This is a genomic window from Microcystis panniformis FACHB-1757 (assembly GCF_001264245.1).
GTDB lineage: Bacteria > Cyanobacteriota > Cyanobacteriia > Cyanobacteriales > Microcystaceae > Microcystis > Microcystis panniformis.
On the sequence record NZ_CP011339.1, the window covers coordinates 2,257,617 to 2,281,772 of the forward strand.

At 41.8% G+C, this 24,156-nt stretch carries 16 protein-coding genes, 3 pseudogenes and 1 riboswitch; of the genes and pseudogenes, 12 read left to right on the top strand and 7 right to left on the bottom strand.

Annotated features, from left to right (window positions below; all coding sequences use genetic code 11):
* Positions 1–512: 512 nt before the first annotated feature.
* From VL20_RS10825 to VL20_RS10845, 4 genes are all read right to left on the bottom strand, one after another.
* Positions 513–2,324, bottom strand: a complete 1,812-nt coding sequence (locus VL20_RS10825; protein ID WP_052276511.1) for a proline--tRNA ligase — start codon at positions 2,322–2,324, stop codon at positions 513–515.
* A gap of 686 nt (positions 2,325–3,010) precedes the next feature.
* A complete protein-coding gene (locus VL20_RS10830; protein ID WP_052278438.1) occupies positions 3,011–4,690 on the bottom strand; it encodes a diaminopimelate decarboxylase family protein in 1,680 nt (559 codons plus the stop codon).
* 547 nt (positions 4,691–5,237) lie between these two features.
* Positions 5,238–6,008 (bottom strand): class I SAM-dependent methyltransferase, encoded by a 771-nt coding sequence (locus VL20_RS10835; RefSeq protein ID WP_052276512.1) that lies wholly within the window; start codon positions 6,006–6,008, stop codon positions 5,238–5,240.
* 506 nt (positions 6,009–6,514) lie between these two features.
* Positions 6,515–7,558 carry an IS630 family transposase gene (locus VL20_RS10845; protein WP_052275234.1) on the bottom strand — a complete coding sequence of 348 codons (1,044 nt, stop codon included), beginning with the start codon at positions 7,556–7,558 and terminating at the stop codon, positions 6,515–6,517.
* A 453-nt stretch (positions 7,559–8,011) separates the two neighbouring features.
* On the opposite strand from VL20_RS10845, the gene VL20_RS10850 reads away from it, so the two are divergent.
* The 9 genes and pseudogenes from VL20_RS10850 to VL20_RS10895 all read left to right on the top strand — a co-directional run bounded on the left by VL20_RS10850 (position 8,012) and on the right by VL20_RS10895 (position 17,556).
* Complete coding sequence (locus tag VL20_RS10850; protein WP_052276514.1) at positions 8,012–11,371, top strand: ribonucleotide reductase N-terminal alpha domain-containing protein; 3,360 nt, start codon at positions 8,012–8,014, stop codon at positions 11,369–11,371.
* A 62-nt stretch (positions 11,372–11,433) separates the two neighbouring features.
* Entirely contained in the window at positions 11,434–11,925 is a 492-nt protein-coding gene (locus VL20_RS10855) for a DUF29 domain-containing protein (protein WP_081417905.1), read from the top strand.
* Between the two features lie 38 nt (positions 11,926–11,963).
* Positions 11,964–12,440 carry a DUF29 domain-containing protein gene (locus VL20_RS10860; protein WP_052276515.1) on the top strand — a complete coding sequence of 159 codons (477 nt, stop codon included), beginning with the start codon at positions 11,964–11,966 and terminating at the stop codon, positions 12,438–12,440.
* A gap of 3 nt (positions 12,441–12,443) precedes the next feature.
* Positions 12,444–12,896 (top strand): DUF29 domain-containing protein, encoded by a 453-nt coding sequence (locus VL20_RS10865; protein ID WP_052276516.1) that lies wholly within the window; start codon positions 12,444–12,446, stop codon positions 12,894–12,896.
* Positions 12,897–12,907: 11 nt separating this feature from the next.
* The gene (locus VL20_RS10870) at positions 12,908–13,360 is read left to right on the top strand and encodes a DUF29 domain-containing protein (protein WP_052278440.1); all 453 of its coding nucleotides are present in this window, start codon (positions 12,908–12,910) and stop codon (positions 13,358–13,360) included.
* A gap of 11 nt (positions 13,361–13,371) precedes the next feature.
* Entirely contained in the window at positions 13,372–13,818 is a 447-nt protein-coding gene (locus tag VL20_RS10875) for a DUF29 domain-containing protein (RefSeq protein WP_052278441.1), read from the top strand.
* Between the two features lie 53 nt (positions 13,819–13,871).
* Positions 13,872–14,471: pseudogene (locus VL20_RS10880) on the top strand (ribonucleotide-diphosphate reductase subunit beta); the annotation flags it as partial.
* 271 nt (positions 14,472–14,742) lie between these two features.
* Positions 14,743–15,257 (top strand): annotated as a pseudogene (locus tag VL20_RS10885) (ribonucleotide-diphosphate reductase subunit beta); the annotation flags it as partial.
* Positions 15,258–15,927: 670 nt separating this feature from the next.
* Complete coding sequence (locus tag VL20_RS10895; RefSeq protein ID WP_052276518.1) at positions 15,928–17,556, top strand: plasma-membrane proton-efflux P-type ATPase; 1,629 nt, start codon at positions 15,928–15,930, stop codon at positions 17,554–17,556.
* 10 nt (positions 17,557–17,566) lie between these two features.
* Here VL20_RS10895 and VL20_RS10900 read toward each other — a convergent pair whose 3' ends face one another.
* Positions 17,567–18,754: an RNA-guided endonuclease InsQ/TnpB family protein gene (locus VL20_RS10900; RefSeq protein WP_052276519.1), complete on the bottom strand. Its 1,188-nt coding sequence runs from the start codon at positions 18,752–18,754 to the stop codon at positions 17,567–17,569.
* A 126-nt stretch (positions 18,755–18,880) separates the two neighbouring features.
* Here VL20_RS10900 and VL20_RS10905 point away from each other — a divergent pair, with 126 nt between their 5' ends.
* Positions 18,881–19,747: an HAD-IC family P-type ATPase gene (locus VL20_RS10905; RefSeq protein WP_353734424.1), complete on the top strand. Its 867-nt coding sequence runs from the start codon at positions 18,881–18,883 to the stop codon at positions 19,745–19,747.
* 288 nt (positions 19,748–20,035) lie between these two features.
* On the opposite strand, the gene VL20_RS10910 is transcribed toward VL20_RS10905, so the two are convergent.
* The gene (locus VL20_RS10910; protein ID WP_052276520.1) at positions 20,036–20,956 is read right to left on the bottom strand and encodes an NAD(+) kinase; all 921 of its coding nucleotides are present in this window, start codon (positions 20,954–20,956) and stop codon (positions 20,036–20,038) included.
* 596 nt (positions 20,957–21,552) lie between these two features.
* On the opposite strand from VL20_RS10910, the gene VL20_RS10915 reads away from it, so the two are divergent.
* The gene (locus VL20_RS10915) at positions 21,553–22,092 is read left to right on the top strand and encodes a phycobiliprotein lyase (protein ID WP_002738011.1); all 540 of its coding nucleotides are present in this window, start codon (positions 21,553–21,555) and stop codon (positions 22,090–22,092) included.
* 87 nt (positions 22,093–22,179) lie between these two features.
* Here the strand turns inward: VL20_RS10915 and thiC are convergent, their stop codons facing one another.
* A complete protein-coding gene (thiC, locus tag VL20_RS10920) occupies positions 22,180–23,562 on the bottom strand; it encodes a phosphomethylpyrimidine synthase (protein WP_002751876.1) in 1,383 nt (460 codons plus the stop codon).
* 8 nt (positions 23,563–23,570) lie between these two features.
* A riboswitch (TPP riboswitch) is annotated at positions 23,571–23,667 on the bottom strand.
* Between the two features lie 86 nt (positions 23,668–23,753).
* Between thiC and VL20_RS10925 the strand changes: the two are divergent.
* A pseudogene (locus VL20_RS10925) lies at positions 23,754–24,053 on the top strand (RNA-guided endonuclease TnpB family protein); the annotation flags it as partial.
* Positions 24,054–24,156 lie beyond the last annotated feature (103 nt).

Sequence of the window (24,156 nt, forward strand, 5' to 3'; positions counted from 1 at the left end):
TGACTCATATTCCACTGGAGCAAGTCTTAGTTAGGGTTTGCTGAAAAAGTTTGTTGGTGGGGTTAGGAGTCGGTCGTTTCAGGCTTTGTTGCCCTTCTTTTTTGTACCAGTTTATGTACTATAAAAAGAATAATGCCAGGTTTTTGAATGTCCCAATCCTATATTCTGGCACCAACATCGGATTTTAACAGGTCAAAAGCCTTATTTTAAAAAGGTTTTACCATTATTCAGCCAGCCCTAAGTAGGTGGGTGGAATTAAATATAAGATGAACGTAGGTTGGGTTGAAGCATGAAACCCAACCCCCGCTCATGTTACGCTACCGCTAACCCATCCTACAAATAATTGTGCCTCCCTACTTATTAGCTGCTTTAGAGAAAAATCCCCCAAAACTCAAACAGTAATGCTGAAAAAGTCTTTGAGTGGCAACAGGGAACAGTTTTTGATGCCTTAAACCAGCCATCTTCGCTCATCAGACCCATAAACAAGCAAAATTATCTGTATATTTAATCACTTAATCAGAAGCATTTACCTTTGAAATAGCAGTTTTTAAATAGGAAACCACCTCATTAATTGCTACTTCTGACGCTTTTTTACTGGCTCTTTCGACTAATTCCACCTTACCCGATTTGAGAGATTTACCCGTGACAATGCGATAGGGAATCCCAATTAAATCCGCATCTTTGAACTTAACTCCCGCACGTTCATTCCGGTCATCTAAAAGGGTTTCAATGCCGGCTTGATTTAACTCATTGTATAAACTTTCGGCGGTTTTTACCTGCTCGGCATCGGCTAAATTAGGAATAACCACAATCGCTTGATAGGGGGCAATAGCTACGGGCCAAATAATACCATCTTTATCGTAGGATTGTTCTACGGCTGCCTGGGCTAAACGCGATACTCCAATCCCATAACAACCCATACAAATGGGGGTAGATTCTCCCGCTTCATTAGTATAAAAAGCATTCATAGCTTGAGAATATTTATAGCCCAATTGGAAGATATGACCGACTTCAATTCCTCTGGCACTTTGCAAGGTTTGATTAGGATCATGAATAGCTCGATCACCTACCCGGGCTTTGCGTAGATCGACGATTAATTCCGGTAAGATAAAATCTTGACCCCAATTAGCTCCCACTACATGAAACCCAGTTTCATTAGCACCGGTGATAAAGTTTTCTAAGTCTGTCACCGTGTTGTCTGCTATGCGTAAAAACTGAGGAGCGATATCGCTGGCTTTTTTGAGCAAATTATCTTCTAAGTCAGGAGCAATATAACCTAAAGGTAAAGGTTTAGTTGCCCATTGCTGTTGAGCGGCAGCATCGGGTATTTTTAAAGCCAAAATTGTTTTAGCATTGTAACGGCTCGCCTGTCTAACTAATTCATTTTGTAGTTTAACTTCGTTAACCTCTTGATCACCGCGAATATGCAGTAAAACTAAAACAGTTATGCCGCTATCATACACCACTTCGTAGAGAACATTTTTGACGATAGCGGTGGCAGAACAATCGAGAAATTTAGCTAAACTTTCGATCGTGTTGGTGTTAGGAGTCTCTTTTTTAGCCAACTTTTTAAAGGGAGAAGCCACTTTATCTGCCGGCAAAGAAACGGCTTTTTCCACATTAGCCGCATACTTTTCATCGGCGGTAAATAAAACCTCATCTTCTCCAGCATCAGCTAAGACCATAAATTCTTGGGATGCGGAACCGCCAATCGCTCCAGAATCGGCTTCTACTGCCCGAAAAGCTAACCCACAACGGCGGAAAATATTGCGGTAAGCTATATCCATCGCTTGATAGGTTTTCTTTAAACATTCCTCGTCGAGATTGAAAGAATAGGCATCTTTCATAATAAATTCTCGTCCCCGCATTAAACCAAAACGAGGGCGAATTTCATCGCGAAATTTAGTTTGAATTTGATATAAATTAACTGGTAATTGTCGATAGGAACGAATTAAATCACGAGCGACGGCAGTAATTACTTCTTCATGAGTCGGTCCTAATCCTAACTCCCGGTTTTGCCGGTCCGTCAGGGCAAACATAATCCCTTCTGCTTTTGTGTAGGTGTCCCAACGGCCTGATTCTTGCCAGAGTTCCGCCGGTTGCAGTTGGGGAAGTAAACATTCTTGGGCGCCGGCTTTGTTCATTTCTTCCCGGACTATCTGGGAGACTTTCTGTAAAACCCGCCACATCAGGGGTAAATAGGCGTAAATGCCGCTGCCAATGCGACGAATGTAACCGGCACGCACCAAGCATTTATGACTGGGGATTTCCGCCTCGGCCGGATCTTCCCGGAGGGTGACAAAAAGCTGTTGAGAGAGTCGCATCCTATCGATATCCTTTTGAACAGAAGACTTTCTATTATCTCATCAAAGGAGAGCGACTGCAATTATCAATTACTTGTGTTGACAAACAATAACAGCGACCAGTTTACCGATTCTCAGGTATTTCCCCTCATAACTTGAGACTGGTTGGAGAAGCATTGAACCTTAGTTGCAATTGCCTAACTCCCTTGTTCTCTACTCTAGGAAATATGAGCGTTCAGGTCGGTCGCTGTTATCGTCGTTATCGAGACAGAATGTAACTTTAACAGGGTTTACTCCTTTGTGAACTTGACCTTATAACCTTGCCAGTTGATCTGTCAGGGAGGCTTTTCTCTCTAGCCTCAATTATTAATATAACATCGGATCGGAGCTAGAAGTCTTTCTCTTAATTAAACTTTACATTGCTGGGGTCAAGGAAAAGCTTAGATGTTTTGACGCTTGACCGACCATAACTCTTATTATTCAAAAATTATGGCAGCAGTGACCTCAACAGTAGTCAAAGAAAGCGCAGAAGAATTAACTAACTCAACAGACCAAAGAAGCAATCACCGCTAGGGAAAAAGACAAACTGCCGCTAAAGCAAGAAAAAGCTCCCACCCTCAAGGTGATAGCTAAAAGTTGATGGCATCATAGAAACACAGTGCCGAGCTGCTTGTGTAAATATCGTGAGCAAGGCAACGAAAAGAACTTTATAAAGTGAATCGGAACGATCCCTTAAACTTCCCGTTGCCGAGGTCCCAGTGAGATAGGTGAGTAGTATGCTTATCCACAGGGAGGCTTGATTTGGGCGCTATATATACAACCAGTCTCAATGGCTGGCTGGTACGAATTATCGTGTCTGACTTCAAATATGTTCTTGTTCCCCAAACTGAAACATCTTTGGCCTGTTTGCCGACAAGATACAAAGCTGAAATGATTGTGGCATCCGAGGCGATGCGGACGGCGAATGGGATTGATATCGCCCCTAAAGAACTCTTCGCCTTCACCATGAACTGCAAAGTTCTTGGCGCTATGAGTTGGACTCTGGTAAATGCGTAGCCATCTGAAGATTCTCCCTGCTTGAGATAGTCACTGCTTAGTCTTTCAATGATATCGAGATCAATTTCATGATCTAGCACTTCTGAAGGGGGGTGCGTCGGCCTGGAAAATCCCAAGAAACTGTGATCGGCAAATACGTCCTCAGCAGCGTAAGCCGTTTCTATTTGACCCATTTCATCTATGGTTATATGCCCGGGCCCGTGAAACCCATTAAAGTGATTGCTTACTGAATAGCAATATGCTCCTGCGTGTTGGATTAACAATGGATCCCCAGGACTCTGGCCTTCTAAATTGGTCGATGGTAGCAATATATCGCCGGCAAAACAAAGTGGCCCTCCAATAGCATCGTTCCCTTGAGTAGGCAGGGTGCGATGATTGCGATCAATAATTTGGTGGCTCCATGAGAGGAGAGTCACCTTGATTAGCTGGTCGGAGCCAACATCAACAATAGCCCAACGTCTGCCCCGCATCTGCTTAAGCTCGCGGATACGAGTCAACAAGGCGACGGCATTACCAACCAGTGCGTGTCCAGGCTCGACTATGTACTCAATACCGGGTAACAAGTGTTTCTTTAATGCTTCTGTGTACTCTGGGATTGTTGGAAACTGTTGCCCGTCATGGAAGTCAATGCCAAACCCACCGCCAAGATTTAGTTTTCTCATGCAATGATTCGAGCTGGCTTCGATTAAGTTTTTCAAATGATGAATAAACTGAACCGAATTATTAAATGCCGATACATTATCCATCTGAGTTCCAATATGGATATGCAAACCAGCTATAGGTAGTTTGCAACTGGCCAGAGCATCTGGCAATTCCTCGGATGGGATGCCAAACTTACTGTTAGGCGAGGCGTGAGAAACCAGATCCTGCCAATCAGTATTGTGGAAATACTCCACCGGTTTTTCTGGGTTAACTCGAACCAGCAAGTTCCCACTCCAATCCTTGCCATAAAGCTTATGTTGAAGGTCATCTAATATAGCTTGGGAGTCAGCAACTACTGTTGAGCCTCCATCGAGGAGATCTACCATTAGCTGGTGGTCGGGCGCCGGACTGTTGTATGTGATCCGATTCAACGGGAATCCGCAAGAAAGGGCCAACTCAACTTCATATTTAGAAGAGCAGTCTGCGGAGCATCCCAGGGATGCCAGTTCATTCAGAATCGCCATCGACGGATTAGCCTTGATCGGGTAGGCAACCTGAGATGGACTGCCGACAAGCTCCACAAAGTGGGACAGGTTCCGACGAAGCTGACCGACGTTCAGTATGTAGAGAGGAGACCCATGGCGTTTTGCTATCTCCTCGATGTCAATTGATCGCGTCCAAGTTTCCATAATCCCTTCTATAATCTCGCTTTTGTCCAACGCCTAGCATCACCCGCAAACAGCGATCAGTTTATCGATTCTCAGGTATTTCCCCCCACTACTTGGGACTGGTTGGAGAAGCATTGAACCTTAGTTGCAATTGCCTAACTCCCTTGTTCTCTACTCTAGGAAATATGAGCGTTCAGGTCGATCGCTGTTATCGTCGTTATGCCACCCTATCGAACCATACCAAGTAAGGAAGAACCTTTTTTTTTAGCTTCAATTATTAATGTAACATCGGATCGGAGCTAGAAGTCTTTCTCTATAATCAAAGTTTACATTACTGGGATCAAGGCAAAGCCTAGATGTTTTGACGCTTGACCGATGATAATTAACCTCATCGGTATCAGAAAAGAAGGGGGGGGTTAACCTGAAAGAATACAAACGATTCAGAACCTCCATCCTACTTTAGCCGAGTCCAGCCTTCTCGAACCGGTCATCGAGTTTTTGGCAGTGCCTTCGGCATCGCAATCAACTGATGATGCGGGGTCAGACTGAAGGCGATGTTAGTCCAAAATTATTTATTTTGAATTACCATTGTTGCACAAGTAATTATATTTTCTAGATTGTTATACTCGGCTCTTTGTTTTTCAATATAATGATCAAATAAATATTTTTTGTCTGGATATTGTACCGCTAATTCTTGGCATCTTTGCTTAAGATAATTAAACTGCATTTCATACTCATCATTTTGATTTATTTCAGTTTCTGTATATTCTTTTATTAATTTCATGCCAGCTTTCTCGATTTGTTTTAACAGCATACTTTTTTTGATTATAAATTCATGCTTATAGGGTTGATCATCTTCAAAATATCCATCATCCAAGATAATTAGACCATCTTTTGTCAGATTTTTTTTTAAGATAGTCATAGTTTGAAAATAATTTCCAAATACAGGACCGATCGAGCCGAGGATAATTAGATTAAATTGGTTTAATGTCTTGATTATTTCTCGTGCGTCTCCTGAAATAAATTTACACCTTGAAGTAATTGCTTCTTCTCTAGCTTTTTTATTAGCGATTTCAATAAATTCTGGTATTGCATCGATTCCGAGGCAGTAGCAATCCAGTTCAATTGACAATTTTATCGAGACTGCACCTTTGCCGCAGCCTAGATCTAGTACATTTAATTCAGAATAATTATTTGTATGTGCTTTGACAATTTTAAGAATAGAATTTGCAGAAGAGCCTATTTCCCAGAAGTCCTGTAAAATATATGGAAGAAAAGGTAAGATTGACTTATCTTGGCAATCCATAGCCTGTGCAATAGTTTCTTCTAAGGTCTTCATTCTCTCTAAAAATTCCTGGACTAACTAAGTAGTCATGCAAAATTAATTACCTGCCCGATCGAGCTAAAACCCTTACGGGGCAATGATCGTCATGTGTAAATAATTTTGCCTAGGTACTTATTAATCATACCGCTTCCTGCGGTTCCGCACCCTCCTCTATCCTACTTCCATCAGTTAAACACCCCCTCAATTTGGCCATAATTACCGCAGAAGGGTTTCTAGTATTCCACTCAAAAGGTGCGTTAACTGGTTCTTCGGTTTGTGTTATGCAATGGACAGGAGTTATAAGGGATAAAACCCTTATAGAGAAAGACATTTGCTGATTTTTGTCAATTGTTTTCGATCTAGAGCGAACTAATCAATTAAATCTTTTGCCAGATAAGGATTTAGTCGATTTATGCCCCCCTATCGAACCATAACAAGTAACGAAGAGCCGGATTAAGCCGCCATTACTACTACCGAATCACCACCATCACCACCATTGTGCCTTTCTACTTATGTAGACTTTAGACGTTCATAATCTGAGATTTATTAAACTTCTGAAATCGTAGAGTCAGCAAGGAATCCAGTTCTTTTTTATGTTTCAGATGGGCATCATTCAAACATTCATAAATGGCTGAAGAAAAGTCAGAAAAGTTTTCATAATATTTACCATATAAACATTTCTTTTTGACCAATTTCCACAGCCTTTCAATTAAATTTAGATTAGGTGAATAAGACGGCAGATAGAGCAGCTCTATTGACAAAGAAAGAGCCAATTCTTCAACAATTTTACATTTTTGATAGCGGGCATTATCTAAGACTAGAGTGATGGGAATCATTAGTCCTAAAGCAGCTATTTTTGACCGGAGTTCACAGACTTGAGTTGCCGTAATATAAGTTTCATATGTTACCAGAATAACTTCATGAGTTATTGCATTTAATGCTCCTAAAACATTGAAGCGTTTACGCCCGCTCGGTGACTTAACAAAAAGTCTCTCAAAACACCAAACAAAACCGAGAAATGCTCCCATGACGAAGTGAGCGGCATCAACAAAAAAAACAGCCCTTTTTCCTTCTTTTGCCTCATTTAGTCTGGGTTCTAGCTTTTTTTCTTTGTAGTCCTCTTGTTCATCTGGGTCAGCTTTAGAAGGAAGAGAACCTACTTTTAAACATTTCATTCCCATTGATTTTAAAAATTTTCTCACTTGGGTAGGACTTCGTTTTATTCCCGTCAATTCTTCTATCCTATATACAGCTTCATTTATTGTGGCTGGTGGATTTTTCTCGAAGTATTTTTTGAGGGTTTCTTTTTGAAACTCTAATTCACTTTTAGGGCGATAGAAGTTGATTTCTTTTAATTTTTCTATTCCGCCCTCTTGATAATCTCGAAGATAGGTTAATAAGGTATTTGGCGAGATTCCTGCTAACTGACAAATTTTTTGGTGCGGTATCTTTTGGCTTTTTAACCAGAGAACTTCCATCTTCAGTTGAACCCGGGGATGGGGATGATGAAATCTTTCATAATACAGTGAGTTCTTTTCTTCTTCCGTGAATTCTAGGTTAATCATGTTTTTAATGAGTGCTTTGCTTCTAATTATGGCTCTTAAACTATATTATTGTCCTTGAGTAAAAAATGCAAGTTGCAGCCGTGCAAAGTATACTTAAGAACAAAACTATACCCATAAGCTATCAGCCATTGGCTAAAGTCTGACCACAACCTCCTCAGCAGTCAAGCAGAATCGGATCAAAAATATTTTGTCAATCTGTTTTTCCTACCAAAGAAAAAGCTTTTTGTCAAGCATACAAAAGAACTACATTTTTCAGGAAAATCAAGAATTTTTTCCAGAAAATGTCAGCCAAAACACTGTTTTTAGGGAACAAAATAATCCTGGCTATACCATATATAGAGTGATAAGATTATTTAACACGCTAGATGTTGTGTTTTCCCAGAAAATCTGATAGAATACTCTAGTACAAATAGATTAATTTGTCAAATTTTTTAACGCCGCAATTTCCTAATTATGCAATCAAAGCCCTTGACTACTACCGTCTCCATTCACAAAAATAACGAAGTAATACCCTTTCGTTCTACCCCTTTAGCTAATATGGGCAGCCATGGAATTAGAGTGATTCGGCGCGATGGTTCCACCACAAGCTTAAATATCGGCAAAATTCGCGACGTGGTAGAGTGGGCTTGTGAAGGCAAAAAAGTCAATTCAATCGCCTTAGAAGCGGGTTTAACCACGCGCCTGCGGGATGGGATTACCACCAGGGAAATACAGGATAATTTAATTAATTGCGCCCTAGAAATGTGTAGTCCCGAGGAACCGGATTGGCGCTATGTGGCGGGAAGATTGCATATTTGGAGTCTGTGGAAAGATACCTTAGTAGTCCGGGGTTATCAGTACGGAAATTACGAGAAAACTGTCAAAACTCAAGTTAAAAATCGGCTGTACGACGAAAGGATTCTCATCTATTCCGAAGCAGAATTAAAAGAAGCCGGTTCTTGGATTAATCCCGATTGGGACATCGATTATGATTACGCAGGGGCATTGTTAATCACTAGCCGTTATTTACTCAAAAATGAGTTACCCCAAGAGGCATTATTAACCTGTTCCCTACTGCTTGCCACTGTGGAAGAACCGGCTAATAGACTCCACTGGGCGAAGAAATTTTATCAAGGGATTGCTCAAAGAAAAATCTCTCTTGCCACCCCAATTTTAGCCAATTTACGCACACCTAAAGGTTCCCTAACCAGTTGTTTTATACTTTCCATTGACGACAGTTTAGAAAGCATTTTCGGCGAGATTACTAATGCTGCCCGCATCTCCAAAAATGGTGGCGGTGTCGGGGTGAATATGAGTAGAATCCGTGCCACTGGTAGCTGGGTAATGGGGAAAGCTAATGCTTCCGGGGGGATTATTCCTTGGATTAAATTACTCAACGATACAGCTATTGCAGTAAATCAGGGGGGAAGACGAGCCGGGGCAGTAACTATCGGTGTTGACATCTGGCATTTAGATGTGCCAGAATTTCTGGAAATGCAGACAGAAAACGGTGATCAAAGACGCAAAGCTTATGATGTTTTTCCCCAATTAGTTATCACCGATGAATTTATGCGTCGGGTGATAACTAAAGCCGAGTGGACATTAGTAGATCCCTACGAAGTTCGCAATAAATTAGGTATAGAATTAGCGGAACTATGGGGGGAAGAATTTGAAGAGGCCTATCGTTTAGTAGAAGCTAATTTAGATCAAGAGATTCTCCTCTATAAAAAAATCAATGCCCGGGACTTATTTAAAAGTATCATGCGTTCCCAAGTAGAAACAGGAATGCCCTACATTGCTTTCAAAGATACCATTAATCGCGCTAATCCTAATAAACACGATGGCTACATCCCCGGTGTAAATTTATGCGTCGCGGGAGAAACAAAAATTCTCACTGACCGAGGACAAATAGCAATCGCTGATTTGGTGGGGGAATATGTTAATGTCTGGAATGGATTGGAGTGGTCAGAAGTATTAGTTAAAAAGACTGGAGAAAACCAGCCTTTATTAAAGGTCAATTTCTCTAACGGAGAGGCATTAGAATGTACTTACTACCATAAGTTTTACGTTCAGAAAAACTACAAGGGAACCGTGGAAATTGTGGAGGCAAAAGACCTCAAACAAGGAGATAAATTAATTAAATACCAGCTGCCTCTCATCCAGTCAGAAAATGATCTTGACTTTCCCTACGCCTACACCGCAGGATTCTTTTCTGGAGATGGGAGTTACGGAAACAATGGAATGCCAGAAGTTGACCTATACGGAGTTAAAAAAGAGTTACTTCCCTTATTGGCTATTCGTAACAAATATCGGGGAAATGGCTCTATTGAAAAAGGTACTTTTTGGAGAAAAGAAACCGATACCCTAGGGGTATATCATGACAGTAAACAAGATCGGATCGTCTGTAAACTCCCGTTAGATATTCCCAGTAAATTTACAGTTCCTCTCAATGGTTACACAATTAAATCTCGTTTAGAATGGTTAGCTGGTTTACTTGATGCCGATGGAACAGTTGCCCGCAATGGTTCTAACGAGTCTCTCCAGATTGCTGCTGTTAACCGGCAATTTTTGCTCGATATTCGCCTAATGTTACAGACTTTAGGAGTTGATTCCAAAGTTACTTTTATGGATGACGGTGGCTATAAATTGATGCCAAATGGAAAGGGAAATTATCAAGAATATCTCTGTCAACCAAAATATCGTTTACTGATTAATTCTGTCGGACTATTTCAACTTGGTCAATTGGGACTTAAAACCCATCGCTTACAATGGACTTTAAAAGAACCCCAACGTTCGGCAACTCAGTTTATCCGCATTGAATCGGTAGAGTTAACCTGTCGTCGAGATGACACCTACTGTTTTACAGAACCCAAGCGTCATCTGGGAATGTTTAACGGCATTCTAACAGGACAATGCACCGAATCTTTTAGCAATGTCACCCCCGATAAAACTGCCCATTGCTGTAATTTAGTTAGCCTTAATTTAGCCAATATCGACAGGGAAGAAATCGAGTCTAATTGTCAAATCGCTGTCAGGATTCTCGACAATACCATCGATATCACTAATCCTCCCTTTGATAATGCTAAAAACCACAACGATAAATATCGCACTATTGGGGTAGGGGCGATGGGATTGGCTGACTGGTTAGCTAAACGGAAATTATCCTACAATAACCTGTCAGAAATTAGTAATTTATTTGAAGAAATTGGCTATTGGTGTACCTATTCCTCGATGGAATTAGCCAAAGAACGCGGTGCTTATCAAGCTTTCTTGGGTAGCGAATGGAGTCAAGGTAAATTAATCGGAGCAAAACCAGTGGAATGGTTTTTAAATAACGCGGTGCAACCGCAAAGATGGCAACAATTAGCCGAAGATATTCAACGATTTGGCATCCGTAATTCCCATATTACCGCCATTGCTCCTAATACTTCCTCTAGTTTGGTACAGGGATGTACTGCCAGTGTTTTGCCGGTTTATAGTCGCTTTTTCTACGATAAATGGGCAAAGGGAACCGTTCCCATCGCACCACCTTTTATTGAAGAAGCTTTCTGGTTTTATCCAGAGAATAAAAATCTCGAACAGCAGCAAGTGGTGAAAGCGATCGCTACTATGCAAGAATGGATCGATACGGGGATTTCTATGGAGTTATTATTCAACCTCAATGAAGGGGTTTATTTCCCCGAAGAACCCAACCGTTGTCTCACTGCCAAAGATATCTTTGATACCCTAGTTATGGCCTGGGAATTGGGGTGTAAAGCGATTTATTATATCCGTACCGTACAAAAGGACAATTTTCGAGAGTCTGACGATAGTTGTTCTAGTTGCGCTAATTAAGGTTAACTTCGGTGGGCAATGCCCACCTTAATTTTTTTACATCAAAGATTAGGACTGATAAAATGAGTTTTATTGATCACCTAATCACAGCTATGGATAAGACTTTATACGAACAGGATTACTATCTCTGGATAGAGAAAACCATATCTTTACTAGAAAATCATCAATTTTCCGATTTAGATTTAGATAATCTCATCGAGGAGATTAAAAGTATGGGTATCAAGGAAAAACATACCTTAACAAGTTTATTGACTAGAATAATCCAACATTTGCTGCAACTCGCTTATTGGCAATCGGAAAGCCAATATAATGCTAATCACTGGCAAGGAGAAATTACTATTTTTAGAATTGATTTATGGGAAGTTCTTGATGATAATCCAAGTTTAAAGTCCTATCTAGAGAATAGTTTTGATAAATGTTATCAGTCAGCCCTTCGTATCCTAGCTAGAAAAATGGGAGTAAAAATCAATACTTTGCCCAGGGAAAAAATTCTCACTCTTGCCCAAGCTTTGGATGATGATTGGTTTCCTGAATATGAGGATAATAATAATTGATGATTTGGTTGGATTATAGTTAACTAAGGTGAGGGACTATGGAAACGAACTTATACGAACAGGATTACTATCTTTGGTTAGAGAAAACCATATCTTTACTAGAAAATCGCCAGTTTTCTGAGTTGGATTTAGAAAATTTAATTGAAGAAATCAAAGATATGTCCAGAAGAGAACGTCAGCAGTTAGAGAGTTTACTAACTAAACTCTTGGAACATTTACTTAAATTAACTTATTGGCAATCTAAGCGCGATTACAATAAAAACAAGTGGCGACGGGAGATTTTAAATTTTCGCATTCAAATAAAAAGAATTATTAGCAACAAAAAGGATGGAACTTATAATACAAACTTAGCATCTTACCTCACCGAGATTCTTGAGCAATGTTATGAGGATGCTTGCCATCTATTCGTCGAAGGTTCTGGCATCGATAAAAGACTTTTAAGTGCTACACCTATTGGATCAATTGACCAAATTTTAGATGAAAATTGGTTTCCTGAGTTTCTCGGAGAGGATTAAGCAATGAAGAGTGATTTATACGAACAGGATTACTATCTCTGGATAGAGGAAACCAGATCTTTACTAGAAAATCATCAGTTTTCTGATTTGGATTTAGATAATCTCATCGAGGAGATTAGCGACATGGGCAAAAGTCAACGACAAAGCTTAAAGAGTTATTTAACTCGGTTATTAGAACATTTGCTAAAACTGGTTTACTGGCAGTCGGAATTAGAATATAATCAAAGAGGATGGAAAAATGAAATCCGTAACTTTCGCCTACAAATTAAACAAATTATTGAAGACAGTCCCAGTTTAAAGCCCTATCTATCGGAAATTTTCTCGTCCTGTTATCAAAATGCCCGTAAATTGTTTCTGGATTTATCTGGAATGGCTGAAAATTTGGTCAGTTTAGCTCCAATTTGCACTATAGAACAGGCGTTAAATGAAGATTGGTTTCCTGAAATATCAAAATAATGGGGATAATTATGGAAAGGAACTTATACGAAAAAGATTACTATCTCTGGTTAGAGAAAACCATATCTTTACTAGAAAATCATCAGTTTTCTGATTTAGATTTAGAGAATTTAATTGAAGAAATTAGCAGCATGGGTAAAAGCGAGAAACGAAGTTTAGAAAGTTATTTAACTCGCTTATTAGAACATTTGCTAAAACTGGTTTACTGGCAATCGGAATTAGAATATAATCAAAGAGGATGGAAAAATGAAATCAGGAATTTCCGTCGTGCCATAAAAAGAATTATTGCCGATAGTCCTAGTTTACAGCCTTATCTGATTGAAATTTTTGATAACTCTTTTCAAGAAGCTCGTATTTCTTTTATCGAATTATCGGGAATGGCTGAAAATTTGGTCAGTTTAGCTCCAATTTGCACTATAGAACAAGCTTTAAATGAGGATTGGTTTCCTGAAATATCAAAATAATGGGGATAATTATGGAAAAGAACTTATACGAAAAAGACTACTATCTCTGGCTAGAGAAAACCATTAATTTACTGGAAAATAATCAGTTTTCTGATTTAGATTTAGAAAATTTAATTGACGAAATAAAATCTATGTCTATCAATCAACAGAAAGCATTAAAAAGCAATCTGACTGTGATTTTATGGCATTTACTAAAATACTTACAAGAGCCAGAAAAACAAACCAGAAGCTGGGCATTAACCCTTTTTGAGCATCGAGAGAGAATCGAAGAAGATTTAGAAAATAGCCCTAGTCTTAAGAGTTTTTTAACAGAAGAAGATTTAAAAAAATGCTATAATAAAGCCAGAAAAAAAGCCGCTATTGAAACAGGGATAAACCTAGAGAAATTCCCGAAGAATTGCCCATTTACTTTGGCAGAAGCCCTAGATTTTGAATTTATCCCTAATCAAAACATTTGACTTTTTACCAAAAACCTACTATAACCTAGAAGTGCCATAAGATTCAAGTAATCATGTCCTTACATTTAGTTAATACTTGCCATTCGATGCCCATTTCCCCGATCTTCAATCCTGCGGGAGATGATGCGATCGAAAACCGTTCGATCTGGTTTGGTAACACCACCAACCTGATGCAATTAAACGATGTCCGCTACACCTGGGCGGTGGGTTTATATCAACAAATGCGGGAAAATTTCTGGATTCCGCAACGCTTAGATATCACTCAAGACGTGACTGAATACGGGCATCTTACCGACGAAGAAAGGTATGCTTATGATGGTATTTTATCCTATCTAACTTTTCTTGATTCCGTGCAAACCTGTAATATTCCCCACCTAAAAGGTAGCGTCACCGCGCCAGAAATTAGTCTTTGTATGGCGGAACAAATTTCTCAAGAAGCCATGCACAATCAAAGTTATCAATACTTAATTGAAACAATTATTCCCTCGGATCGCCGAGGCGAAGTTTATGACTTTTGGCGCACCGATAAAGTTCTCAGAGATCGCTGTGAATTTATTGCTAGTCTCTACCAGCAATATATCGATAAACAAACTACTGAAAGCTATTTTATCGCTCTTCTTGCCGATTATTTGCTAGAGAGTTTGTATTTTTATAACGGGTTAAATAATGAGGTAGCCCACTAGCATCGTGAGGTGTTAGTTAAAACTCGCCAAATTGCTGGGAAGCCCTAAAGCCCTTATGCCAAAGCGAAGTCTGAAAAGATAAGCGTAAAGGAGCGAGAGCAGAAAAAAGTTAAGGGATTTAATAAAAGCCGTAAGGCAGTTATTAAAAACAATGGGTAATCAGCAGCCAAGCCTCTATTTTAAAGGGGAAGGTTCAACGAACAGAGGGTGAGTATCTTCTTGGTAAATACGCTATAAAAGGTTCAAGAAGATAATGGTATGTTCTAGCCCCACTCTGAAAGGATGGGTAGTTGCGTCATCTTTTTCTATAATCTCGCTTCTCGACAGCTAATGTCCGGTAGTGCTGACGTTTTCAAAATGATCAACCGGGACGAATTAAGTCACGTCCGTTTGTATCAGAAACTTATTCCCGAAGCCATGGCAACTTTTTCCCATTCCGTTGAACAGATTTATGAGATGTTCGATACGGCCGTTAAACACGAATGTCGCTGGACAAATCACATTGTTGGCAACGACATTTTAGGTATTACCGAATACAGTACCGAACAGTACACCAAATACCTCGCTAATATTCGACTGAAAGCGATCGGACTTGAGCCTTTATACAGGGAAGAAAAGTATAACAAAAGTCCCTATAACCATCTGGAACGCTTCTCCGATACCAAAAAAGAAGGCCACACCAAAGCGAACTTTTTTGAAGCAACCGTGACCAGTTACGTTATGTCTTCTGGCTTAACTGGATGGGATGAAATTTAAAATTTACGGGACAAAAATGACCCAAATCATTACCATAAAGTGGCAATTTTGTCAAAAAATTGACAAAATTTAGCAGCCTTTATATAAAAGGAAGAAATTAGTGCTAATTTCTTCCTTTTTTTGCTTAGGTAATACGGTTCTTCGTTACTTGGTATGGTTCGATAGGGGGGCATAAATCGACTAAATCTTTATCTGGTAAGAGATTTAATTGATTAGTTCGCTCTAGAGCAAAAACAATTGACAAAAATCGCTAAATGCCTTTCTATATAAAGGTTCCATCCCTTATAACCCCCGTCCATTGCATAACACAAACCGAAGAACCGGTAATACTAAATCTGGTTATTAAAGACTGATTATTTATTCCCCCTCTTGCCCCTTGCCTTTTGCCTTTTGCCCTTTGCCTCTTGTATGAGTGCCTCTTGTATGAGTGCCTAAGTGGGTGGGTGGAATTAAATATAAAATGAACGTAGGTTGGGTTGAAGCATGAAACCCAACGCCCGCATAGTTTACGCTACCGCTAACCCATCCTACAAATAATTGTGCCTCCCTACTTAACCCGAACTGACCTGAGAAAATTATAAAACTAGAGATCATTTGCAAAAGTTGCCCTAGAATGAAAGCGTTGAAAAAGCCGAGCAATTACTGTATATTGCTGAAAAATTAACCAGAGATGACCAATACTACCGATAAACCGACCAACGATCTCTCAAAAATCTCCATGCGAGATTTAATGATCCAACTGAAAACATCTCCCGATGGTCTCACCACCAGTGAAGCAAAAAATCGCCTCAATAGCGACGGTTATAACGAGATTGCCGAGAAAAAAGTCAGCCCCCTGATCAAATTCCTTTCCTACTTTTGGAATCCCTTTTCCTGGATGATTGAAGCGGCGGTAATTTTTTCCGCTATCGTCGGTGATTGGGTGGACTTCGTGATTATCGCCATTCTACTGGTGGCTAACGGTTTGATCGGCTACTTCGAGGAAAAAACCGCCGGGGATGCGGTGGCTGCCTTGAAAGCGCAACTCGCCCTCAATGCCGATGCCAAAAGAGACGGCAAATTTGTTTCCGTCCCCGCTAGGGAATTAGTACCCGGAGACGTGATCCGGATCAAGATCGGCGATGTGCTGCCGGCCGATGCCCGACTGCTGCCGGGGGATCCCGTCAAAATCGACCAAGCTGCCCTAACGGGGGAATCCTTACCCGTGGATCGCAGTTCTGGCGAACAAGTGTACTCAGGTTCAGTGGTGAAAAAAGGTCAAGCTGAGGCCATAGTTAACGGGACCGGCAGTAATACCTTTTTCGGTCGTACCGCTAAACTGGTAGCCAGTACCGAAAACGTCAGCCATTTCCAGAAATCAGTCCTCAAAATCGGTGACTTTCTCATCGTCATTGCCCTGATTTTAATCGCTATTATCGTTGTTTACCGTCTTTATAACGGTATTGTCGATAAACAGGGCGTAGAAGTGATCCGCTTGCTGAAATTCTGTCTCGTTCTCACCATTGCTTCTGTTCCCGTCGCCTTGCCCACAGTTCTCTCCGTCAGTATGTCGGTAGGGGCAAAGGCACTAGCGGATAAAAACGCCGTGGTGACACGCTTGGCGGCGATCGAGGAACTAGCGGGCATGAATATGCTCTGTTCCGATAAAACCGGCACTCTCACCCTTAATCAGCTTAGTTTAGGCGATCCCTACACCCTGCCGGGGATCAGCGCCGACGATCTAATTCTCACCGCTTCCCTCGCTTCCCAAACTAGCGATGACGATCCGATCGATAAAACTATTCTCGCCGGTTTAAAAGATGCCACGGTACTCGATCGCTATCAAGTCACCCACTTTACCCCCTTCGATCCCGTCGCTAAACGCACCGAAGCCGATATTACCACCGCCGATGGTGAGACTTTTAAAACCAGTAAGGGCGCACCGCAGGTAATGCTCGATCTAGCCTACAATAAAGAGGAAATCGAAGGGACGGTGAATCAAATCATCGAAGATTACGCCAAAAAAGGCTATCGCGCCCTAGGAGTGGCAAAAACCAACCCCCAAGGTCAATGGCAATTCTTGGGCATTATTTCCCTATTCGATCCACCACGGGTTGATTCCCAATTAACCCTACAAACCGCCCTAAAATTAGGGGTTCCCGTCAAGATGATCACGGGGGATCAGGTGTTAATCGCTAAGGAAACCGCCCGACAATTGGGTTTAGGTAACAATATCCTCGATGCCAAAATTTTTCGGGAAGTCCCCCCCAATCAGCTAGGAACCCTCGTTGACATCCTCACCGCCGTGAACGGACGGTGATTCCCAAACCTCACGATTTAGGTTTCTGCTTCTTTCCCGAAGGATTTTTCGCACCTGCCTTAACAGATTTACTCTGTTCTGGTCTTATGGTCGCTCTACAGACTGACACCGCAAGCCCTGCGGCCAAAATATTTTTACTAGCGTTAATATCTCGGTCATGGTGAGTCCCACAGTCTGGACAGTCCCATTCTCGAATATTTAACGGCATTTTTTCAGCAATATACCCGCAATTACTACATCTTTTAGAGCTAGGAAACCATCTATCTATTTCGATGTAGTTTCTCCCATACCAACGGCATTTATAGGCTAATTGTCGAGTTATTTCTCCCCAGCTTACATCAGATATTGCCTGAGATAATTTCGGGTTTTTGACCAGATTCTTAACGGCTAAATTCTCAACCACAATCGTTTGGTTTTCACGAACTAATTGAGTGGTTAGCTTATGTAAATGGTCTTTTCTACTATCGGTGATTTGAGCGTGAATCCTTGCTACTTTGATTCTTGCTTTTTCTCGATTATTTGAGCCTTTCTGTTTTCTAGAAAGATTTTTTTGTGCCTTTCGCAGTCTCCGATAATGCTTTTTAAAATGCTTGGGATTAGACACTTTGTCGCCATCGCTGGTAATCACGAGGCTACTAATTCCTAAGTCAATTCCAATGGCTTTATCTGTTACTGGTAAAGGCTTAATCGTTGGGTCATCAAATCTAATTGAAATATGCCAACGTCCAGACGGATGTAATCTGACTGTTACTGTGCTTGGTTCACATCCGTCTGGTATTTGTCTTGACCATCGAATAGGTAAAGGTTCTGTGCATTTGGCTAAATAGATTTGTCTGTCTTGAAATTTAAAAGCAGATTTGGTAAATTCGGCACTTCCTCCCTGATGTTTTTTCTTAAAGTTAGGATACTTAGTACGACCAGCAAAGAAATTAGTAAAAGCTGTTTGTAAATGTCTTAACCCTTGTTGTAAAGGTACACAGCTAACTTCGTTTAAAAAGTCTAATTCTTCCTGCTTTTTCCAATCGGTCAACATTGAAGAAGTTTGAGCGTAGCCTACTCTTTCTTGCTTTTCGTACCAAGCTTGTGTTCGTTCGTGGAGAGCTTTATTGTAAACTAATCTTACACAGCCCAATGTGCGCCGCAATAGCGACTCTTGTGTTGGTGTGGGGTAAAATCGAAACGAGTAGGCTTTTTCCATACCTCACATTTTAGCATATATTTCGTAAACGATGCTCATATTTAACAGTAAAGCCGTCGTAGAACGACGGGGTTTCAGACCCAAATTTTCGATGAACAGATTCTCGGCGCCGATGGTTTCGGGCAAGTGTTCCCGGAGGACAAATATCATATCGTCGATGTCTTGCAGAAAACTAATCACATTGTCGGTATGACCGGAGATGGGGTCAACGATGCGCCGGCGCTGAAAAAAGCCGATGCGGGGATTGCGGTTTCCGGGGCGACGGATGCGGCCCGGGCGGCGGCCGATATAGTTCTCCTTACCCCCGGTTTATCGGTAATCGTCGATGCAATTAGGTTAAGTCGTCAGATTTTTGAGCGGATGACCAGTTATGTTCTCTACCGGATCATCGCCACAATTCAGATTCTCGTTTTTACCACTTTGGCGATTCTGTTCTTTAATTCCTACCCGATTACGGCAATTATGATCGTTTTCTTAGCAATTCTTAACGATGGAGCGATCATGACGATCGCCTACGATAATGCCAAGATATCGAAAGTACCCCAAGCTTGGGATATGCCGAAAGTTCTCACCATCGCTTCGGTTTTGGGAGTGGTCAACGTCATTGCCACTTTCCTACTGTACTATCTAGCGGGCCGGGTATGGGGAATGACTCCTGACAAGGTGCAAACCTATATTTTCCTCAATATCGCTCTCTTAGGGATGATGACTCTCTATTCGGTGCGGGCAAAAGGTGCGTTTTGGTCCTTGGCCCCTGCTAAACCTCTAGCGATCGCTACTGGCATCTCGGTCATTATATCTTCGCTGATCTCAATGTTCGGAATCCTGATCGCCCCGATCGGTTTTGAGGGAGTGGCAAAAAGCTGGCTCTATGCCCTAGTCTGGTTATTGATTATCGATCGAGTCAAATTGGCTCTCTATTCGATTTTTAATCATCCCAAGGCAGATTTAGGCAACACCTATCAATCCACTTGGGAGAATTTAAAAACTTGATCGTAGTCCCTATCCTGGGGAAAACCAAGCTCATCAGGCACTTTCCCCAGAAAATTTTTTTCAGCAAACTCTAATTAGGGTCTGCTGAAAAAGTACGGGCGAAGCATTCGGATAGAAAATCTCCGGTTTCACCGATAGGTTATTGCCCGAATGCTTCGCCCCTACGGGACGCGGGCCGATGAAGACGCAAGGTTTGGAAGCACGATTCTCTCAAAATCTTGCACCTGTTTCGCCAGAAAAGCCACAAAACCCTTACCTTGCCTACATTTCACATTTATTCAACAAACCCTAATTATGACGATTGCCATCATAGTGAATTCTTGCCCCGGCCCATTGCAATTTTTCCTGTAGAGTCTGATAAAAAGAATAACTTTCCCGCAGGATAATAAATTGGGCGAATTTTTCGGCTTTAGTAACTCCCACCCATTGCCCGGGCCAAATGGAAGTAGCTAAAGCGCCATCCATCCAGAGTTTAGTATTTAATTCGTAGTCTCCCAGAGGCCAAATACTAACCAGAGATGCCGGGGGAATGACAATCGGCCGACTGGAGAGACTCAAGGGACAAATCGGGGTGACAGCGATCGCTTCCATGCCGGGGTGTATAATCGGACCATTAGCGGAAGCGGTGTAACAGGTGGATCCCGTGGGAGTAGCCACTAATAAACCGTCCCCTTGGTACTGATCTACTACTTCCCCGTCCACTTCGATTTCGAGGATTGAGGTGGGCATCCTATCGATACTAGCGGGTTTCACACACATCTCATTCAGGGCATAAAATGCCTCGCTCACTGGCTGCGGGTTTCTTTTATCCCCTTCATAGATTCTGGCCATTAACATCATCCGTTGTTGTACCGCATAGTGATCGGATTGTAAACGCTCCCAGACCGTCTCCGTATCTTGGAAAATCTCCAAAGGTTCCGTTAAAAATCCCAGATGGCCGCCAACATTCACCGCTAAAATTGGAATGTCTTCGTGGGCTAAATAGCGAGCAGCGGCCAAAATGGTTCCATCTCCCCCCAAAACGATGGCAAGGTCGATTTTTTCCGATGCTGAGGCTAAAAATACTGGATAGGGATTATCTTTAAAGCCACTGGGTCCCATTAAAACTTTACACTGACGGGCTTCTAACTGTTTAGCGCATTTTTCCGCCCATGCTTTACTTTGGGGATGGTTGGCCTTGTGAGCGATGATTACTTGTTTTAACTGCACGGAGTTGAGACCTTGTTCGGAGGTTCTATATTTTTAACAATACCAAGACCGGGTAGATCGGGTGAAAAGTAAAAAGTAAAAAAGGGGTTGGGGGAAGAACCTCGGCCTGACTGTAGCCAATTTGACAGAATTAATCGATAGATAAGGGTAGATGGAATTAACTAGGGTTTGCTGAAAAAGTAGGGGCGAAGCATTCGGATAGAAAATCTATGGTTTCACCGATAGGTTATTGCCCGAATGCTTCGCCCCTACAGGACGCGGGCCGATGAAGACGCAATGTTTTGAAGGACGATTCTCTCAAAATCTTGCACCTGTTCCGCGAGAAAAGCCACAAAACTCTTACCTTGCCTACATTTCACATTTATTCAGCAAGCCCTAACTAGGATAAGCTGGCAGGTTTTAGCAATCTTATTCCCTTTTTTCCCTGTAACTGCTGTATCTGTGCGACTTTTTCCCAATTATCTCCCTCAACACCCCTACCACTTAATTTCCCCGCAAGGTTATAATTGTATTAAGATGTGTAACAATTCTCTGGCAAACTCTTGACAAAGGATAACAAATCTGCTCTCCCAAAAAACAGGAAAGGTTTTATTTCTATGACATTAATTCAAACCGCCCAATTATCGCTAGAAACTTTGGCTTTAGCCTTTTTTAAGCAGACAGAAGGACGCTGGCAATCCCAGAGACGTTATTACACCCTCACCCAAGAAACGGAACCCCAAGAAGTTATCAGCGCCATCGAGATTAAATATTTACCCCAAGGCAGCGAACCATTAATTCAACTGGCCCGTTTACATAATCTGGAAGATACAACTTTATTAGGTGGCACGGAAGTGACTTGGCAAAGTAATTATCTCCGTCCCCAGAGTAAAAAACCCTCCAACGGTTCCACCATATTCGGTATTTTAGATAATATTCTCTATCGCGATCGGGGATTTGCGACGGATAAACCCGTTAGTGCCATTTATACCTTTCCTAACCCCTCTACTCTCTGTCTGAGAACAGAATACGCCGGTTCTGTCTTTGAAGAAGAAATTAAACTCATCGGTCAACAATATCGCACCCGACAAACTATTATCTCTCGCGCTGGTCAAGAATTGATGATCGGTCAATATCTAGAAAAACGGGTCAATTAGTCAAAAAAATGACGGCTATTCCCATAATTTTGACTTTTATCCTAGGAATAGGGCTGAAATCAAATCAGCCCTTCCCATAACTCCCCTTTAAACTGGGGTTAAATTGTCTTGATTCTGACTAGCGAGAAACTTCTCTAATTCCGTAATTGCATCGGCATCGACCTTAGTTTGCATAGGACAGAATTTCGGTCCACACATCGAACAAAACTCCGCAGTCTTATAGATATCTGCGGGTAAAGTCTCATCGTGGTATTCCTTAGCGCGATCGGGATCCAAGGATAACTGAAATTGACGATTCCAATCGAAATTATAACGAGCAATGGAGAGTTCGTCGTCACGATCACGCGCCCCGGGACGATGACGGGCGATATCTGCCGCATGAGCCGCTATTTTGTAGGCAATTAAGCCATTTCGCACATCTTCAGCGTTGGGTAAACCGAGATGTTCTTTCGGAGTGACATAACATAACATCGCCGTCCCGTACCAACCCGCCAGAGCCGCCCCGATCGCCGAAGTGATATGATCGTACCCTGGGGCAATATCAGTGACAAGGGGACCAAGAACATAGAAGGGTGCTTCGCTACACTCCTCCATTTGTTTTTTCACATTAAATTCAATTTGATCCATGGGAACATGGCCAGGTCCTTCCACCATCACCTGTACATCGTGTTCCCAAGCGCGGCGCGTCAGTTGGCCGAGGGTTTTCAATTCCGCTAATTGGGCCGCATCAGAAGCATCGTGGGTACAACCGGGACGTAGGGAGTCACCGAGACTAAAAGAAACGTCATAACGCTTGAAAATCTCGATAATTTCATCGAAATGGGTGTAGAGAGGATTTTGCTTATGGTGGTGTAACATCCACTTAGCAATAATACCACCACCCCGGGAGACAATCCCGGTCAGACGGGTTTTGACTAAAGGCAGGTGTTCGATGAGGATTCCCGCATGAATCGTCATGTAATCTACCCCTTGCCCGGCGTGTTTTTCGATAATGTGGAGGAAATCTTCGGGGGTGAGTTTTTCAATATTGCCGTGAACGCTTTCCACCGCTTGATAGATGGGTACAGTACCGATGGGGACCGGAGAAGCATTGATAATCGCGGTGCGAATTTCGTCCAAATTACCGCCACCGGTGGAAAGATCCATCACCGTATCCGCGCCGTATTTGACCGCTAGGTGTAATTTTTCCAGTTCTTCGTTAATATTCGAGGAGTTAGGGGAAGCCCCGATATTAGCATTAACTTTACACTTAGAAGCAATACCGATCGCCATGGGTTCGAGGTTGAGGTGATTGATATTAGCGGGAATAATCAGTCTTCCTCGGGCGATTTCGCTGCGAATCAATTCGGGAGAGAGATTTTCCCGTTTTGCCACATACGTCATCTCTTCGGTAATTATCCCCTGACGGGCGTAGTGCATTTGCGATACATTTGCTTGTCCGCGCCGGGGGGCAACCCATTCTTGTCTCATAATTTTATTTCCTCTGTAAACAGCTTCCCTACGCTGGAATTACCCAGTCTCAGGTTCTAAGGGTCTTTCTCAGCCTGATTATCCCAGACACCCCTAGCTATGACGGCAATTGTATCACTGTTGACGACTGAGGAGATCAAGCTTAAGATTGTTGTTTGATTGGGCAGTTAGGCTAAAACCCACTTAGACCCCCTACAATAAACTTCTTAGGTGACGAATACTTAAATTTTCCACAATTGGGAAAAATTCGGATTAGGAAATCCAGAAAGTACCCGTCTGGGTTTGAGCCTAAACAAGCTCGAATTATCCAAAAAGCGTCGGGATTTTACGTTTCGGTTTCCTTCCAATCTACGGAATTAGTTCCCGATATGACAGTAGGGAAGACCTGTTTAGGAATTGACGCGGGGATTGAGAGTTTTGTGGCTACTTCACGAGGAGATTTAATCAAAGCCCCTCGATTTTTGTTGAAAGTACAGAGTAAGCTTAAATTGCTAAGTAGGTGGGTGGAATTAAATATAAGATGAACGTAGGTTGGGTTGAAGTATGAAACCCAACGCCCGCATGGGTTACGCTACCGCTAACCCATCCTACAAA

What these genes read in the sequence shown, in the direction of transcription:
- VL20_RS10825 (WP_052276511.1), bottom strand. Translation starts at nt 2,324, where the DNA reads ATGCGACTCTCTCAACAGCTTTTTGTCACCCTCCGGGAAGATCCGGCC.
- VL20_RS10830 (WP_052278438.1), bottom strand. Translation starts at nt 4,690, where the DNA reads ATGGAAACTTGGACGCGATCAATTGACATCGAGGAGATAGCAAAACGC.
- VL20_RS10835 (WP_052276512.1), bottom strand. Translation starts at nt 6,008, where the DNA reads ATGAAGACCTTAGAAGAAACTATTGCACAGGCTATGGATTGCCAAGAT.
- VL20_RS10845 (WP_052275234.1), bottom strand. Translation starts at nt 7,558, where the DNA reads ATGATTAACCTAGAATTCACGGAAGAAGAAAAGAACTCACTGTATTAT.
- VL20_RS10850 (WP_052276514.1), top strand. Translation starts at nt 8,012, where the DNA reads ATGCAATCAAAGCCCTTGACTACTACCGTCTCCATTCACAAAAATAAC.
- VL20_RS10855 (WP_081417905.1), top strand. Translation starts at nt 11,434, where the DNA reads ATGAGTTTTATTGATCACCTAATCACAGCTATGGATAAGACTTTATAC.
- VL20_RS10860 (WP_052276515.1), top strand. Translation starts at nt 11,964, where the DNA reads ATGGAAACGAACTTATACGAACAGGATTACTATCTTTGGTTAGAGAAA.
- VL20_RS10865 (WP_052276516.1), top strand. Translation starts at nt 12,444, where the DNA reads ATGAAGAGTGATTTATACGAACAGGATTACTATCTCTGGATAGAGGAA.
- VL20_RS10870 (WP_052278440.1), top strand. Translation starts at nt 12,908, where the DNA reads ATGGAAAGGAACTTATACGAAAAAGATTACTATCTCTGGTTAGAGAAA.
- VL20_RS10875 (WP_052278441.1), top strand. Translation starts at nt 13,372, where the DNA reads ATGGAAAAGAACTTATACGAAAAAGACTACTATCTCTGGCTAGAGAAA.
- VL20_RS10895 (WP_052276518.1), top strand. Translation starts at nt 15,928, where the DNA reads ATGACCAATACTACCGATAAACCGACCAACGATCTCTCAAAAATCTCC.
- VL20_RS10900 (WP_052276519.1), bottom strand. Translation starts at nt 18,754, where the DNA reads ATGGAAAAAGCCTACTCGTTTCGATTTTACCCCACACCAACACAAGAG.
- VL20_RS10915 (WP_002738011.1), top strand. Translation starts at nt 21,553, where the DNA reads ATGACATTAATTCAAACCGCCCAATTATCGCTAGAAACTTTGGCTTTA.
- thiC (WP_002751876.1), bottom strand. Translation starts at nt 23,562, where the DNA reads ATGAGACAAGAATGGGTTGCCCCCCGGCGCGGACAAGCAAATGTATCG.